At 72.3% G+C, this 13,223-nt stretch carries 12 protein-coding genes; 8 read left to right on the top strand and 4 right to left on the bottom strand.

Going from position 1 to position 13,223, the window contains the following annotated elements; translation table 11 throughout:
* Positions 1-47: 47 nt before the first annotated feature.
* The 4 genes from AB0G59_RS21900 to sdhC are packed head-to-tail and all read right to left on the bottom strand — an operon-like array spanning position 48 to position 3,443.
* On the bottom strand, positions 48-809 hold the full coding sequence (locus tag AB0G59_RS21900; protein ID WP_360914002.1) for a succinate dehydrogenase iron-sulfur subunit: 762 nt from the start codon (positions 807-809) through the stop codon (positions 48-50).
* Complete coding sequence (sdhA, locus tag AB0G59_RS21905) at positions 809-2,563, bottom strand: succinate dehydrogenase flavoprotein subunit (protein ID WP_360914004.1); 1,755 nt, start codon at positions 2,561-2,563, stop codon at positions 809-811. The genes AB0G59_RS21900 and sdhA overlap by 1 nt, the downstream gene beginning before the upstream one ends.
* A gap of 20 nt (positions 2,564-2,583) precedes the next feature.
* Complete coding sequence (locus tag AB0G59_RS21910; RefSeq protein ID WP_360914006.1) at positions 2,584-3,054, bottom strand: succinate dehydrogenase hydrophobic membrane anchor subunit; 471 nt, start codon at positions 3,052-3,054, stop codon at positions 2,584-2,586.
* Positions 3,055-3,062: 8 nt separating this feature from the next.
* On the bottom strand, positions 3,063-3,443 hold the full coding sequence (gene sdhC, locus AB0G59_RS21915; RefSeq protein ID WP_360914008.1) for a succinate dehydrogenase, cytochrome b556 subunit: 381 nt from the start codon (positions 3,441-3,443) through the stop codon (positions 3,063-3,065).
* Between the two features lie 280 nt (positions 3,444-3,723).
* Here sdhC and AB0G59_RS21920 point away from each other — a divergent pair, with 280 nt between their 5' ends.
* From AB0G59_RS21920 to AB0G59_RS21955, 8 genes are all read left to right on the top strand, one after another.
* Entirely contained in the window at positions 3,724-5,358 is a 1,635-nt protein-coding gene (locus AB0G59_RS21920) for a glycoside hydrolase family 20 protein (RefSeq protein WP_360914010.1), read from the top strand.
* A 122-nt stretch (positions 5,359-5,480) separates the two neighbouring features.
* Positions 5,481-7,568: a glycosyltransferase gene (locus AB0G59_RS21925; RefSeq protein WP_360914012.1), complete on the top strand. Its 2,088-nt coding sequence runs from the start codon at positions 5,481-5,483 to the stop codon at positions 7,566-7,568.
* 99 nt (positions 7,569-7,667) lie between these two features.
* Complete coding sequence (locus tag AB0G59_RS21930; RefSeq protein WP_360914014.1) at positions 7,668-8,195, top strand: hypothetical protein; 528 nt, start codon at positions 7,668-7,670, stop codon at positions 8,193-8,195.
* A 220-nt stretch (positions 8,196-8,415) separates the two neighbouring features.
* Positions 8,416-9,453 (top strand): DUF4328 domain-containing protein, encoded by a 1,038-nt coding sequence (locus AB0G59_RS21935; RefSeq protein ID WP_360914016.1) that lies wholly within the window; start codon positions 8,416-8,418, stop codon positions 9,451-9,453.
* 34 nt (positions 9,454-9,487) lie between these two features.
* Entirely contained in the window at positions 9,488-10,156 is a 669-nt protein-coding gene (locus tag AB0G59_RS21940) for an RNA polymerase sigma factor (RefSeq protein WP_071965164.1), read from the top strand.
* A complete protein-coding gene (locus AB0G59_RS21945) occupies positions 10,156-11,205 on the top strand; it encodes a hypothetical protein (protein ID WP_360914018.1) in 1,050 nt (349 codons plus the stop codon). Before AB0G59_RS21940 ends, AB0G59_RS21945 begins: the two co-directional genes overlap by 1 nt.
* 182 nt (positions 11,206-11,387) lie before the next feature.
* Positions 11,388-12,971 (top strand): methylmalonyl-CoA mutase family protein, encoded by a 1,584-nt coding sequence (locus AB0G59_RS21950; protein WP_360914020.1) that lies wholly within the window; start codon positions 11,388-11,390, stop codon positions 12,969-12,971.
* 31 nt (positions 12,972-13,002) lie between these two features.
* Positions 13,003-13,221, top strand: a complete 219-nt coding sequence (locus AB0G59_RS21955; protein WP_190064718.1) for a hypothetical protein — start codon at positions 13,003-13,005, stop codon at positions 13,219-13,221.
* Positions 13,222-13,223 lie beyond the last annotated feature (2 nt).

A 13,223-nucleotide genomic window follows, 5' to 3' on the forward strand; every position in this document is an offset into this window, starting at 1 on the left:
CCGAAAATCGGGAGCGGGGCCCACGGCACTGCGAGCCGGACCGGAGGTCAGAAGCGGCGCGTGATGAGCGCCCGCTTCACCTCCTGGATCGCCTTGGTGACCTCGATGCCACGCGGGCACGCGTCGGTGCAGTTGAAGGTCGTGCGGCAGCGCCACACGCCGTCCTTGTCGTTCAGGATCTCCAGGCGCTGCTCCCCGGCCTCGTCACGCGAGTCGAAGATGAAGCGGTGCGCGTTGACGATCGCCGCCGGGCCGAAGTACTGGCCGTCGTTCCAGAACACCGGGCACGAGGACGTGCACGCGGCGCACAGGATGCACTTGGTGGTGTCGTCGAAGCGCTCGCGGTCCTCGGCGGACTGCAGGCGCTCACGCGTCGGCTCGTTGCCCTTGGTGATCAGGAAGGGCATGACGTCGCGGTACGCCTGGAAGAACGGCTCCATGTCGACCACGAGGTCCTTCAGGACCGTCAGGCCCTTGATGGGCTCGATCGTGATCGGCTTGGCCGGGTTGAGGTCCTTGATCAGCGTCTTGCACGCCAGGCGGTTGCGGCCGTTGATGCGCATCGCGTCGGAGCCGCAGATGCCGTGCGCGCAGGAGCGACGGAAGGTCAGCGAGCCGTCCAGGTCCCACTTGATCTTGTGGAGACCGTCGAGCACGCGCTCCTTCGGGTCGATCTCCACCTCGAAGTCTTCCCAGGTGGCGTCGGCCGAGACCTCGGGGTTGAACCGGCGGATCCGGAAGGTGACCGTGATGTACGGCGACACGTCGTTCGCCGCGGTCCCGGTCTTCTCGAGAGTCGGAGTAGCCATCAGTACTTACGCTCCATCGGCTGGTAGCGGGTCTGGACGACCGGCTTGTAGTCGAGGCGGATCGAGTCCTTGCCGTCCGCGTCGACCTCTCGGTACGCCATGGTGTGGCGCATGAAGTTGACGTCGTCGCGGTTGGGGTAGTCCTCGCGGTAGTGACCACCGCGCGACTCCTTGCGCGCCAGCGCGGACACGGCCATGACCTCGGCCAGGTCGAGCAGGTTGCCCAGCTCGATGGCCTCCAGCAGGTCCGTGTTGAAGCGCTTGCCCTTGTCCTGGACGGACACGTTCTTGTAGCGCTCGCGCAGCTCGGCGATCTTCTCGACGGCCGTCTTGATGGTCTGCTCGGTGCGGAAGACCATGACGTTGGCGTCCATGGTCTCCTGCAGCTCCTTGCGGATCTCCGCGACCCGCTCGGTGCCGGTGGAGTTGCGCAGCCGCTCGACCTGGTCGGCGACGAGCTGCGCCGGGTCCTCCGGCAGCTCGACGTAGTCGGCCTTCGCGGAGTACTCCGCGGCGGCGATGCCCGCGCGGCGGCCGAAGACGTTGATGTCGAGCAGCGAGTTGGTGCCCAGGCGGTTGGCGCCGTGGACCGACACGCAGGCGACCTCGCCGGCGGCGTACAGGCCGGGGACGACGGTGTCGTTGTCGGCCAGCACCTCGCCCTCGACGTTGGTCGGGATGCCGCCCATGGCGTAGTGCGCGGTGGGCTGGATCGGGATCGGGTCCGTGTAGGGCTCGATGCCCAGGTACGTCCGCGCGAACTCGGTGATGTCCGGGAGCTTGGCGTCCAGCTGCTCCGGCGGCAGGTGGGTGAGGTCGAGGTAGACGTGGTCGCCCTCGGGACCGCAGCCACGGCCCTCGCGGATCTCCGTGTAGATGGAGCGCGAGACGACGTCACGGGACGCGAGGTCCTTCATGACCGGCGCGTACTTCTCCATGAAGCGCTCGCCGTCCTTGTTGCGGAGGATGCCGCCCTCACCGCGGGCGCCCTCCGTCAGCAGGATGCCCATGCGCCAGATGCCGGTCGGGTGGAACTGGAAGAACTCCATGTCCTCCAGCGGCAGGCCGCGGCGGTAGCAGGCCGCCTGGCCGTCACCCGTGAGGGTGTGCGCGTTGGAGGTCACCTTGAAGAACTTGCCGGTGCCGCCGGAGGCGTAGATGACGGCCTTCGCCTGGAAGACGTGGATCTCGCCGGTGGCCAGCTCGTAGGCGACCACACCGGCCGACTTCTTGACGCCGTCGACCTCGGTGATCAGCTGGTCGAGGACGTAGAACTCGTTGAAGAACTCCACGCCCTCCTTGACGCAGTTCTGGTACAGCGTCTGGAGGATCATGTGGCCGGTGCGGTCCGCGGCGTAGCAGGACCGGCGGACCGGGGCCTCGCCGTGGTTACGGCTGTGACCGCCGAAGCGGCGCTGGTCGATGGTGCCGTCCGGGGTGCGGTTGAACGGCAGGCCCATCTTCTCGAGGTCGAGGACCGCGTCGATGGCCTCCTTCGCCAGGATCTCGGCGGCGTCCTGGTCGACCAGGTAGTCGCCACCCTTGATCGTGTCGAAGGTGTGCCACTCCCAGTTGTCCTCCTCGACGTTCGCGAGGGCGGCGGCCATGCCGCCCTGGGCGGCGCCGGTGTGGGAGCGGGTCGGGTACAGCTTGGTGAGCACCGCGGTGCGGCTGCGCTTGGTCGCCTCGATGGCCGCACGCATGCCGGCGCCACCGGCGCCGACGATGACGGTGTCGTACTTGTGGATCTTCATGGTCGCGTCAGCCCCGGGCTCTAGCGGATGTTCGGGTCGAAGGTGAAGATCACCAGCGTGCCCAGCAGGACGGTGAACACCGTGGCGGTGTACAGCAGCATCTTCAGCCAGAAGCGGGTGTTGTCCCGCTCCGCGTAGTCGTTGATGACCGTGCGGAGGCCATTCGCACCGTGCAGCATCGCGAGCCACAGCATGACGAGGTCCCAGGCCTGCCAGAACGGCGAGGCCCAGCGGCCGGCCACGAAGGCGAAGCCGATCTTGCTGACGCCGCCGTCCAGCACGAGCTGGATCAGCAGGTGGCCGAGGACCAGGACGACCAGCACGATGCCGGACAGCCGCATGAACAGCCAGCCGTACAGCTCGAAGTTGGTGCGCGTGGACTTCGGGGTCTTCTTGGTGCGCTTGCGCGGCGCCTCGATGACCGGGGCCGGGTTGTCGACGTCGTACAGGGACACGTCGCTCACGGCAGCGGGGGTGGTTTCAGCGGACATCTGGCGCCTCAGCTCCCGAACAGTTCACGTGCGGCATGCCCGAGCACGGGGTAGATCGCCCCCGCCATCAGGAGGGCCCAGACGCCCACGACGGACCAGAGCATCTGCTTCTGGTAGCGCGGGCCCTTGGACCAGAAGTCCACCGCGATGACCCGAAGGCCATTGAGCGCGTGGAAGAGGATGGCGGCGACCAGGCCGTATTCCAGGCAGGCCACGATCGGGGTCTTGTACGTCGCGACCACGTCGTCGTAGGCCTCAGGGGAGACGCGAACGAGAGCGGTGTCGAGGACGTGCACGAACAGGAAGAAGAAAATGAGGACGCCGGTGACTCGATGAGCCACCCAGGACCACATGCCTTCCCGGCCGCGGTACAGCGTTCCAGCCGGCACGGAAAACCCTCCGGGAGCGGGGATTGGGGCCTGCCGGCTTCTCTGTCGGTCGGGCCCGGCCGGGTACGGTCCACCGGCCCTGGCCATCGTAGCGACGCTCTGTCGGTTCGGTCCCCCGGGGTATGTCAGGTGTGATCAAAGAGGCACGTACGGCCTAGGCCCTTCGGCAACCAGAGCCCGGGTTGTCCGATCTGCCCCGGCGTGTCCGGGGCGCGAGGCGCAGCACAACGGACGAAAAGCAATATCTTCGCCGCAAAGCACCACATAGGAGGTTTGCTCCATGGGACGCTCTGTCAGGCTCTCGCGTGCGTCGGCCGTCCGGGGGACCGTGGCGAGTTTCGCCCTCCTCGCGACCATGACCCTCATGGGCTGTCCCCGGGACGGTTCGGCCGACCGCCCGGCCGACGGCGACTCGCGCTCCCCCCACGGAACGTCGGCGCGTCCGACCTCGCCGGCCGGCACCACCGCCGCGCCCGGGCCGCCGCCCGTGCCCGGCGCCCTTCCGCGTACGGTCCCGGCCGTCCGCTCGTTCTCCCCGGCCGGCGGCCCCGGCTGGCGGCCCGCACCCGGCGCCCGCGTGGTGGCCCCGGACGGCCCGCTGGCCGACGAGGGCCGCAGGCTCGCCGCCGACCTCAAGCTCCCCTTCGCCACCGGCCCCGCCCACTCGGGTGACGTCGAGCTGATGCTCCGTCCGGGTCAGAGCGGCGGCCCGGAGTCCTACCGGGTGGAGACCCGGGGCCGCAAGGCCACCGTCACCGCCCCCGACGAGGCGGGCGTCTTCTACGGCACCCGCACCGTCCTGCAGGCCGTCCGCACCGGCGGCGGCATCCCCGAGGGCACGCTGAGCGACCGGCCCGACCGCCCGCAGCGCGGGCTCAACCTCGACATCGCCCGCAAGCACTTCCCCGCCGACTGGATCGAGGCCCGGCTGCGCGAGATGGCCGACCTCAAGCTCAATCAGCTCGGCCTGCACTTCTCCGACGACCAGGGCTTCCGCATCGAGAGCACCTCGCACCCGGAGATCGTCTCCCCGCAGCACCTGACCAAGGCCGAGATCCGCCGCATCATCGACCTCGCCTCGACCCTGCACATCACCGTCGTCCCCGAGATCGACTCGCCGGGCCACCTGGGCGCCGTCATGAACTCCCACCCCGCCCTGCAGCTCCGCAACGCCTCCGGGACGGTCGCCCGGGGCGCCGTCGACATCGCCAACGCCGGCTCCGCCGCCATCGTCGACGACCTCATCCGCGAGTACGCGGCCCTCTTCCCCGGCCCGTACTTCCACCTCGGCGCCGACGAGTACCGCGCCCTGATGGCGAAGGACCCCGAGGCCTCCTACCCCCGCCTGGCCGAGGCGGCCCGGCAGAAGTACGGGCCCAAGGCCCGGGTCCAGGACCTGGCGACGGGCTGGCTCAACGACCGGGCGGCGGTCGTGCGGAGCCTCGGCAAGACGCCCAAGGCGTGGAACGACGGCTTCTTCACGGGCGGCGTCGTCACGCCCGACAAATCCATCGAAGTCGAGTACTGGACCGGCAAGGAGATCGGCGCCCGTCCGCCGCAGGAGTACCTGAACGAGGGACGCACGCTGGTCAACCTGAACGACGAATACCTCTATTACGTGCTCGGTCAGCCGAACCAGTTCGTCTACCCGACCGGCGAGCGGATCTACCGGCAGTGGTCGCCGGCCGTGCTGCGCGGCACGGCGCCCGTGCCGACCGGGCCGACGGGCCCGGACCGCATCCCGGGCGGCCGCCTGGCGGTGTGGTGCGACCGGCCGGAGGCCCAGACGGCGGACCAGGTGGCGGCGGGGATCCGGCTGCCGCTGGCGGCGGTGGCGCAGCGGCTGTGGGACCCACGGGTGCCACGACGCACGTGGCCGGACTTCACGGCCCTGGTGGGCCAGGTGCGGCGCTGAGCGAGTCCAGCCCGTCTGGGGGCACCTCCCAGCGGTAGCTGGGGGAGTTTGAGGACCGGGGGCCCGGGGGCGGAGCCCCCGGTACCCTCGCCGCAAGCACCGCGCACCGTAACGAGGGCCCGATGAAGATCGAATTCCTGCTGCACAACGCCTACGGCATCGGCGGCACCATCCGCTCCACCGTCAACCTCGCCTCCGCCCTCGCCGACCGCCACGACGTGCGGATCATCAGCGTGAACCGCCCGGTGGACGAGCCCGAGCTGAGCATCGACCCCCGCGTGCGCGTGACGCCCCTCGTCGACCTGCGCGAAGGCACCGAGCACGACGAGTACGAGGCCCCGCTCAACCAGCGGCCCAGCGAGATCTTCCGGGACGAGCGCATCGACAACGGCCGCATGGCCGCCACCGCCCTCACCGACGAGCGCGTCGCCGCCCACCTCGCCGCGACCGACGCGGACGTCGTCATCGCCACCCGGCCCAAGCTCATCGGCTACCTCGCGCGGTACGGCGCCGACCGCCCCTACCTGCGGCTGGGCCAGGAGCACCTCACCCACGAGGCGCACGTCGCGGAGCTGCACGCCGTGATGGACCCGGCCATCGCCGCGCTGGACGCCTTCGCCACCGTCTCCGAGGCGGACGCCGGGCACTACCGCGAGGCCCTTCCCGACGCCGGCGCCCGCATCCTGTCCATCCCCAACGCCGTCCCCGCCCCGGCCGCCGCCCCCTCCGACGGCACGTCCCGGACGATCGTCTCCGCCGGCCGCCTCGTCGGCGTCAAGCGCTACGACCGCCTCATCGCCGCCTTCGGCAAGATCGCCGACGAGCGCCCGGACTGGAACCTGCGCATCTACGGACGCGGCCCGGCCAAGGCCAAGCTGCGCAAGCAGATCGAGGAACTGGGCCTGTACGAGCGCGTCACCCTCATGGGTGCCCGCTCGCCCATCGAGACCGAGTGGTCCAAGGGCGCCGTCGCGGCCGTGGCCTCCGACGCCGAGTCCTTCGGCATGACCATCGTCGAGGCCATGCACGCCGGCCTGCCGGTCGTCGCCACCGACTGCCCGTACGGCCCCCGCGAGATCCTCACGGACGGCACCGACGGCCTGCTGGTGCCGCTGGCCGGCCCGGAGGCGGACGGGCACGACGCCGTCGACGCCTACGCCGAGGCCCTGTTGAAGGTGACCGGGGACGCCGCCCTGCGGGTCCGGCTGGGCGACGCCGCCCGGACGGCCGCACACCGCTACGAACCCTCCGCCGTCGCCCGGCGCTACGAGGAGCTCTTCGAGGAACTGCGGCCGGGCTGCACCGCCGAGCGGCCGAAGAAGGGCGGCGGCCTGCTGCGCGGTCTCTTCGGCGGCGGCCGCAAGCAGCAGCCGGCCGCGCCGCGCCCGCAGGAGAGCGCCGCCCATCCGGAGGCCCGCTGCACGGTCGACGCCGACGGCTCCCTGCTCGTACGCGTCCGGGCCGGCGAGCTGACCGGCGCCGACACGCACGTCCTGCTGCGGCACCGGGGCAGCAAGGGCAAGGAGACGGTCCGGGTGCCGCTGCCGGAGCGCGGCCGGGAGACGGGGGAGTGGGTGGAGGCCCGCATCGGGCGGACCGCGCACATGATGTCCGAAGGGCGCTGGGACACCTACGTCGAGCGCTCCGGCGACTCCTCCCGGCGCCGGCTGCGCGCCGCGCTCGTCGAGCAGAAGACGCTGCTGGACCTTCCCCTTCAGCCGAGCGCCAAGGGCGTCACGGCGTGGGTGCCGTACGGGACGAGCGACGGCTTCCTCGCCGTACGGACCTGGCTGCGGCCCGAGCACGCCGAGGCGACGGAGGTACGGATGGGGGCCGACGGGGTGAGCGTCTCCTTCGCCCTGTCCGGGACCGCCCCGGGCGAGGGCGCCGAGCTCGTCGCCCGGCTGCGCGGCGCCGACGGCGCGGTGGGCGACGTCCGCACGCCCGCCGAAGGGGGCGCCGGCACCCTGCCGTACGGGCCGATGAGCCGGCGCGTCGGCGAGGAGCAGGACCTGTGGGACCTGTACGTGCGCCCGGCGGCCGGGGCCGCCCTGGTGCGGGTGGGCCGGCTCGCCGGCGACTTCGCCGACCGCAAGGGCATCGACACCTTCCCGGCCGCGAACCGCGGGGACGTCCGGCTGCGGCCGTACTTCACCGTCACCAACGATCTGACGATCTCGGTGAAGGACGCGGTGGGCGAAGACGCCTGAGACCGCGTGATGCCGGTGTGACGGAGGAGGAGTTCCCCGCGCTGTAAGACCCAGAGCCGTTTGTTTTCGCGGACGGAAACAGACAGAGGGAGAACGCTCATGGGCTTCTGGGGCTACTTACTCGTCGGCCGTGCCGGCGACGGGGCACTCGCCGAGTGCCCCGTCCTCGCCACGGGCCGCGACCGACCGGTGCCGGCCCGGACCTTCGCCGGCGGCTGGCGGCTGTGGGAGCGACCCGGCCCGCCCGACCCGGCCGGCACGGACGCCCTGGTCCGCGCCCTGGCCGACGCCACGGACGCACCGGCCCTGGCCGCGTACGTGATGGAGAGCGACTGCGCCGTCATCGGCGGCGCGCGCCCCGGCGGCCCCTGCTGGTCGGCCTGTCTGGGCCGCACGGCACTGGCCCGCCACATGGCCGACACCGGACTCGGCCTCGACGAACTCTTCCCCGCCCCGCCCGTGGCGGCGGCGCACTGCGCGGCGTGGGCGGCGGCGGTCGGACGCGCGGCGGACGCGGCGGAACTGGCCCGGGTGCTGGCCGCGGAGCCCGGTCCCCTCGTGGAGGACCTCTTCCGGGACCTGCTCGCCCGGCTCGGCATGGTGGAGCGACGGCTCGCCGGGCGGTGAAAGCGGTGACGGAACGAAGGACGGCCGGAGCCGCCACCCCCCACAGGAGAGGCTCCGGCCGCCGTTCCGTTGCGGACCCTGGTGGGGTACGCACTTCCTACAGCGCCGGGAATCGAAAATTCGTCACACCCCGGGCCCCGGGCGCGGGCCGCGTAGTATCTCCCGCTCATAGCCGTTTTCCCGTGGCCTTGGCCGGGCCACAACCCAGGGGGTCTGAGAGATGTATCCGTGCGGTCACTGCCGCGCAGTCGCGGTGGGCCACGACGGCCGCTGCGCCGCGTGCGGGGCGTACCAGCAGCCGGCGGCGCCGATGGCCGCCGCCGTGCCGCCGTACCCGTACCCGGCGGCGCCGGGCGCGATGCCGGTCGGCGGCGTGGACCTGCGCCGCGGCGTACGGATCTCGCTGACGGTGCTGCTGTCGGTGGCGATGGCGGTGCTGCTGCTCCTGATAGCCGCGCGCGGCCAGCAGCGCGAGGCCGTCGACATGCTGCTGCGCGACGGCGCCACGTCCGCCGCGCTGGACAAGGCGGACGACGCGGACGGCTTCTACGCCGCGATGCTGTTCGTCTACATCCTGACGCTCGCGGTCACGGGCGTGCTGTGGGTCATCTGGTTCCGCCGGATGCGGCTCAACGCCGAGGCCTTCGCGCCCGGAACGCACCGTTTCGGCAGCGGCTGGGCGGTCGGTTCGTGGTTCACGCCGGTCGTCAACCTCTGGTTCCCCAAGCAGATGGCCAACGACATCTACCGGGCCAGCGCCCCGGGGGGCCCGCAGAGCGCGCCCAAGGGCCTGCTCAACGCCTGGTGGGTGCTCTGGCTGGTGGCGGGCGGCATCAGCATGGTCGGCAACGCCATGTACTCGGTGGCCGAGCGGAAGCTCAAGACCCGCCACACCAGCCTGGACTCCGTGCGCGACGACATCGAGACGCTGAAGACCGCGCTCTCGATCAGCACGCTCGCCCTGCTGCTGTACGTCGTGGCCGCGCTCCTCGCGCTGCTGGTCGTCCGGCAGCTGACGCGGATGCAGGAGCAGCGCGCCCTGGCCGGCCCGCAGGCCGTGCCGCCCATGGGCGGGATGCCGATGGGCGCGATGCCCGCGGCGGGGATGCCGTATGGCGCCCCGGCGGCTCCGGCCGCCGGCTGGGGGCCGCAGCAGCAGCCCCAGCAGCCTCCCGCGCAGCCCTACGGACAGCCTCCGTACGGTCCTCCGGGCACGGGTCCGCAGAATCCTTTCGGCAACGGTACGCAGGGCTACTGAACCGCAGGTATGGCGCGTGGTGCAGGATGAGAGCGTGCAGGGGGACGACGCTGAGCTGACCGCCGCGGTGTGCGCGGCACAGGGCGGGGACGAAACGGCATTCCGTACGGTCTACCGGACCGTGCATCCCCGCCTGCTCGGGTACGTACGCACGCTCGTGGGCGACTCGGACGCGGAGGACGTGGCCTCGGAGGCGTGGCTGCAGATAGCCCGCGACCTCGAGCGGTTCACCGGCGACGCCGACCGCTTCCGCGGCTGGGCGGCCCGGATCGCCCGCAACCGTGCGCTCGATCACATACGGATGCGCGGCCGGCGCCCGGCCATTGGCGGGGACGAGAGCGAACTCGCCGGCCGCGCCGCCGACGCGGACACCGCCGGGGAGGCCCTCGAGGCCCTCGGCACGGGGCAGACCCTCGCCCTGATCGCCCAGCTCCCGCAGGACCAGGCCGAGGCCGTCGTGCTGCGCGTGGTCGTCGGCCTCGATGCCAAGAGCGCCGCCGGAGTGCTGGGCAAGCGCCCCGGCGCCGTGCGCACCGCCGCACACCGCGGCCTTCGGCGGCTGGCCGAGCTCGTGACGGCGGGGGGCGGCCGGCAGGTCGCCGACGCCACCCCCGGACAGCGCCAGTCACACACCGGAACGGGCGGAGCCAACGCTTCTGCCGGTGTGACGCAATTGCGCGCGCGGACGCAGAAGGACATGTGATGGCGGACGACCACCGGTACGACTGGCTGGATGACGACGCCGTGGAGCGAGTGCTGCGCGGCGAATCCGTCGTCGCCGGATGCGTGGCGGACACGGACACGAGCACGGACGACGGCCCCGGCAAGGCCGCCCGGCTCGCGGCCGAACGGCTCGACGCGGCGCTGCGCTCTCTCACCGCCCCCCTGCCCGACGGCCCGCTGCCCGGCGAAGAGGCGGCGCTGGCCGCCTTCCGCGAGGCCCGCGCCGCCGGTGCCGCGCCGGCCGCCGCGCCGCCCGCGGCGCACCGCGCCAGACCCTCGGGCGTGGTCCGATCCTTCCTGCGCCGCCGCCCCCTCAACGCTGCCCTCGCCCTGGCCCTGGCCGGCTGCGCGGTGGGCGGCGTCGCCGTCGCCGCCGGCACGGGCGTCCTGCCCGTCCCCTTCGGCCGCGGCGCCAAGGAGCCCACGCCCGCCACCAGCGTGACCGTGGCCGGCGGCGCCGAGACCGAGACCCTCGCCCCCGCCGCCCCCGGCCCCCGCGTCACCCCCTCGCCCGGTGCGAGCGGCGGCCGGCACAGCGCCGAGCCCGACGCGTACGGCACCCGCCGGCCCGGCAGCGCCACCCCCGGCGACCCGACGGACGCACCGGGCCGCAGCCCCTCGGCGACCCCCTCCGACGCCACCGGCGACGACAAGGCCGACAAGGGGAAGGACCGCGACAAGAACAGCGACGCCGACGCCCTGGGCAGCCGTGCCTGGGCGGCCAGGATCTGCCGTGAGTTCCTCACCAACGGCAAGAAGCGCGGCGCCTCCGGCAAGGGCGTCGGCGAGGAGGAGATGCGCAGCCTCGAGCGCAGCGCCGGCGGCACGGGCGCCGTGGACCTGCGCACGTACTGCGAAGAGGTCCTCAGCCTCTTCGACTCCTCCGGCGATGCCACGGCCGGTGCCACGGGCGGCTCGCTGACGGGCGGCACGCGGACCGTGCCGCGCACCCGCAGCCTCCCCCGCACGAGCGTTCCGCTGCCGGTCCCGACGCCCGGTGTGACACTTTCGGACGCCACGGCGCTGTAGGTAGTGAAGCCGACTGGTCATCGGCTGCGCAGGAGCCGGAGTTCCCCCCATACCGTCGGCTCCGCGCATCGGCGCGGGCGGGGCTCTTCCCCCGGTCCTGCCCGCGCCGCCCCTCTTCCCGCCGCCCCGCACCGCTACAGTCCGGATGAGGACCCTCCGAAACGGAGAGCGGGAGGCATCCCATGACCCGGTCGAGCGAATCCGGACTGCCCATCCAGCCCGTCTACGGCCCCGGCGCCCTCACCGGCTGGGACCCCGCCGACAAGCTCGGCGACCCGGGCGCCTACCCCTACACCCGCGGCGTGTACCCCACGATGTACACCGGCCGCCCCTGGACGATGCGTCAGTACGCGGGCTTCGGCACCGCCGCCGAGTCCAACGCCCGCTACCGCCGGCTCATCGCCCACGGCTCGCACGGCCTGTCCGTCGCCTTCGACCTGCCCACCCAGATGGGCCACGACTCCGACGCCCCCCTCGCGAGCGGCGAGGTCGGCAAGGTCGGCGTCGCCGTCGACTCCGTCGAGGACATGCGGGTGCTCTTCGACGGCATCCCCCTCGGCGAGGTCTCCACCTCCATGACCATCAACGCCCCCGCGGCGCTGCTGCTGTTGCTGTACCAGCTGGTGGCGGAGGAACAGGGCGTACCGGCCGACCGCCTGACGGGCACCATCCAGAACGATGTGCTGAAGGAGTACATCGCCCGCGGGACGTACATCTTCCCGCCCAAGCCCTCGCTGCGCCTGACCGCCGACATCTTCCGCTACTGCGGCGCCGAGATCCCCCGCTGGAACACCATCTCCATCTCCGGCTACCACATGGCCGAGGCCGGCGCCTCGCCCGTGCAGGAGATCGCCTTCACCCTGGCCGACGGCATCGAGTACGTACGCACGGCCGTGGCGGCGGGCATGGAGGTGGACGACTTCGCGCCGAGGCTGTCGTTCTTCTTCGTCTCCCGCACGACGCTGCTGGAGGAGGTCGCCAAGTTCCGGGCGGCGCGCCGGATCTGGGCGCGGGTGATGCGCGAGGAGTTCGGCGCGCGCGACCCCAAGTCGCTGATGCTGCGCTTCCACACCCAGACCGCGGGCGTCCAGCTCACCGCCCAGCAACCGGAGACCAACCTCGTGCGCGTCGCGGTGCAGGGCCTCGCGGCGGTCCTGGGCGGCACGCAGTCGCTGCACACCAACTCCTTCGACGAGGCCATCGCCCTGCCCACCGACAAGGCCGCCCGCCTGGCGCTGCGCACACAGCAGGTGCTGGCGTACGAGACGGACGTGACGGCGACCGTCGACCCCTTCGCGGGCTCGTACGTGGTGGAGTCGATGACGGACGAGGTCGAGGAGGCCGCGGTGGCGCTGATGCGGCGCGTCGAGGACCTGGGCGGGGCGGTGGCCGCCATCGAGCACGGCTTCCAGAAGAGCGAGATCGAACGCAACGCCTACCGCATCGCCCAGGAGACGGAGAGCGGCGAGCGGGTCGTCGTGGGCGTCAACCGCTTCCAGCTGGACGAGGAGGAGCCGTACGAGCCGCTGCGCGTCGACCCGGAGATCGAGGCCCGGCAGCGGGAGCGGCTCGCACGGCTGCGGGCGGAACGGGACGGGCGAGCCGTGGCGGCGGCGCTGGCCGCCCTGAAGAAGGCGGCCGAGGGCACCACGGACAACGTCCTCCACCCGATGAAGGACGCGCTGCGGGCCCGGGCGACGGTCGGCGAGGTGTGCGGGGCGCTGCGCGAGGTGTGGGGTTCGCACGTGCCGACGGAGGCGTTCTGACCTCCTCCCGGGCTGAGGGACACTGAGAGGTATGTCCTCACCCCGCCGCGCCTGCCCCGTATGCACCCGCGAGATCGCCGTCGTCGGCGGCCGCTACGCCCGCCACGACCCGCCGGGCCGCCGCCCCGCGTTCTCCTACGAGCTGGTGTCCTGCCCCGGCTCGCGCCGCTCGGCGCCGCTGCTGGCCACGGAACCGCGGCTGTTCGACCCGGAGGAGCCGCCGATGGACGGCCAGCAGCAGCTCTTCTGACC

Origin of the sequence: Streptomyces sp. NPDC021096 (genome assembly GCF_040641275.1) — a bacterium.
Lineage (GTDB): Bacteria > Actinomycetota > Actinomycetes > Streptomycetales > Streptomycetaceae > Streptomyces.

Coding starts and splice junctions, on each gene's coding strand:
- AB0G59_RS21900 (WP_360914002.1), bottom strand. CDS start 809: ATGGCTACTCCGACTCTCGAGAAGACCGGGACCGCGGCGAACGACGTG.
- sdhA (WP_360914004.1), bottom strand. CDS start 2,563: ATGAAGATCCACAAGTACGACACCGTCATCGTCGGCGCCGGTGGCGCC.
- AB0G59_RS21910 (WP_360914006.1), bottom strand. CDS start 3,054: ATGTCCGCTGAAACCACCCCCGCTGCCGTGAGCGACGTGTCCCTGTAC.
- AB0G59_RS21920 (WP_360914010.1), top strand. CDS start 3,724: ATGGGACGCTCTGTCAGGCTCTCGCGTGCGTCGGCCGTCCGGGGGACC.
- AB0G59_RS21925 (WP_360914012.1), top strand. CDS start 5,481: ATGAAGATCGAATTCCTGCTGCACAACGCCTACGGCATCGGCGGCACC.
- AB0G59_RS21930 (WP_360914014.1), top strand. CDS start 7,668: ATGGGCTTCTGGGGCTACTTACTCGTCGGCCGTGCCGGCGACGGGGCA.
- AB0G59_RS21935 (WP_360914016.1), top strand. CDS start 8,416: ATGTATCCGTGCGGTCACTGCCGCGCAGTCGCGGTGGGCCACGACGGC.
- AB0G59_RS21945 (WP_360914018.1), top strand. CDS start 10,156: ATGGCGGACGACCACCGGTACGACTGGCTGGATGACGACGCCGTGGAG.
- AB0G59_RS21950 (WP_360914020.1), top strand. CDS start 11,388: ATGACCCGGTCGAGCGAATCCGGACTGCCCATCCAGCCCGTCTACGGC.
- AB0G59_RS21955 (WP_190064718.1), top strand. CDS start 13,003: ATGTCCTCACCCCGCCGCGCCTGCCCCGTATGCACCCGCGAGATCGCC.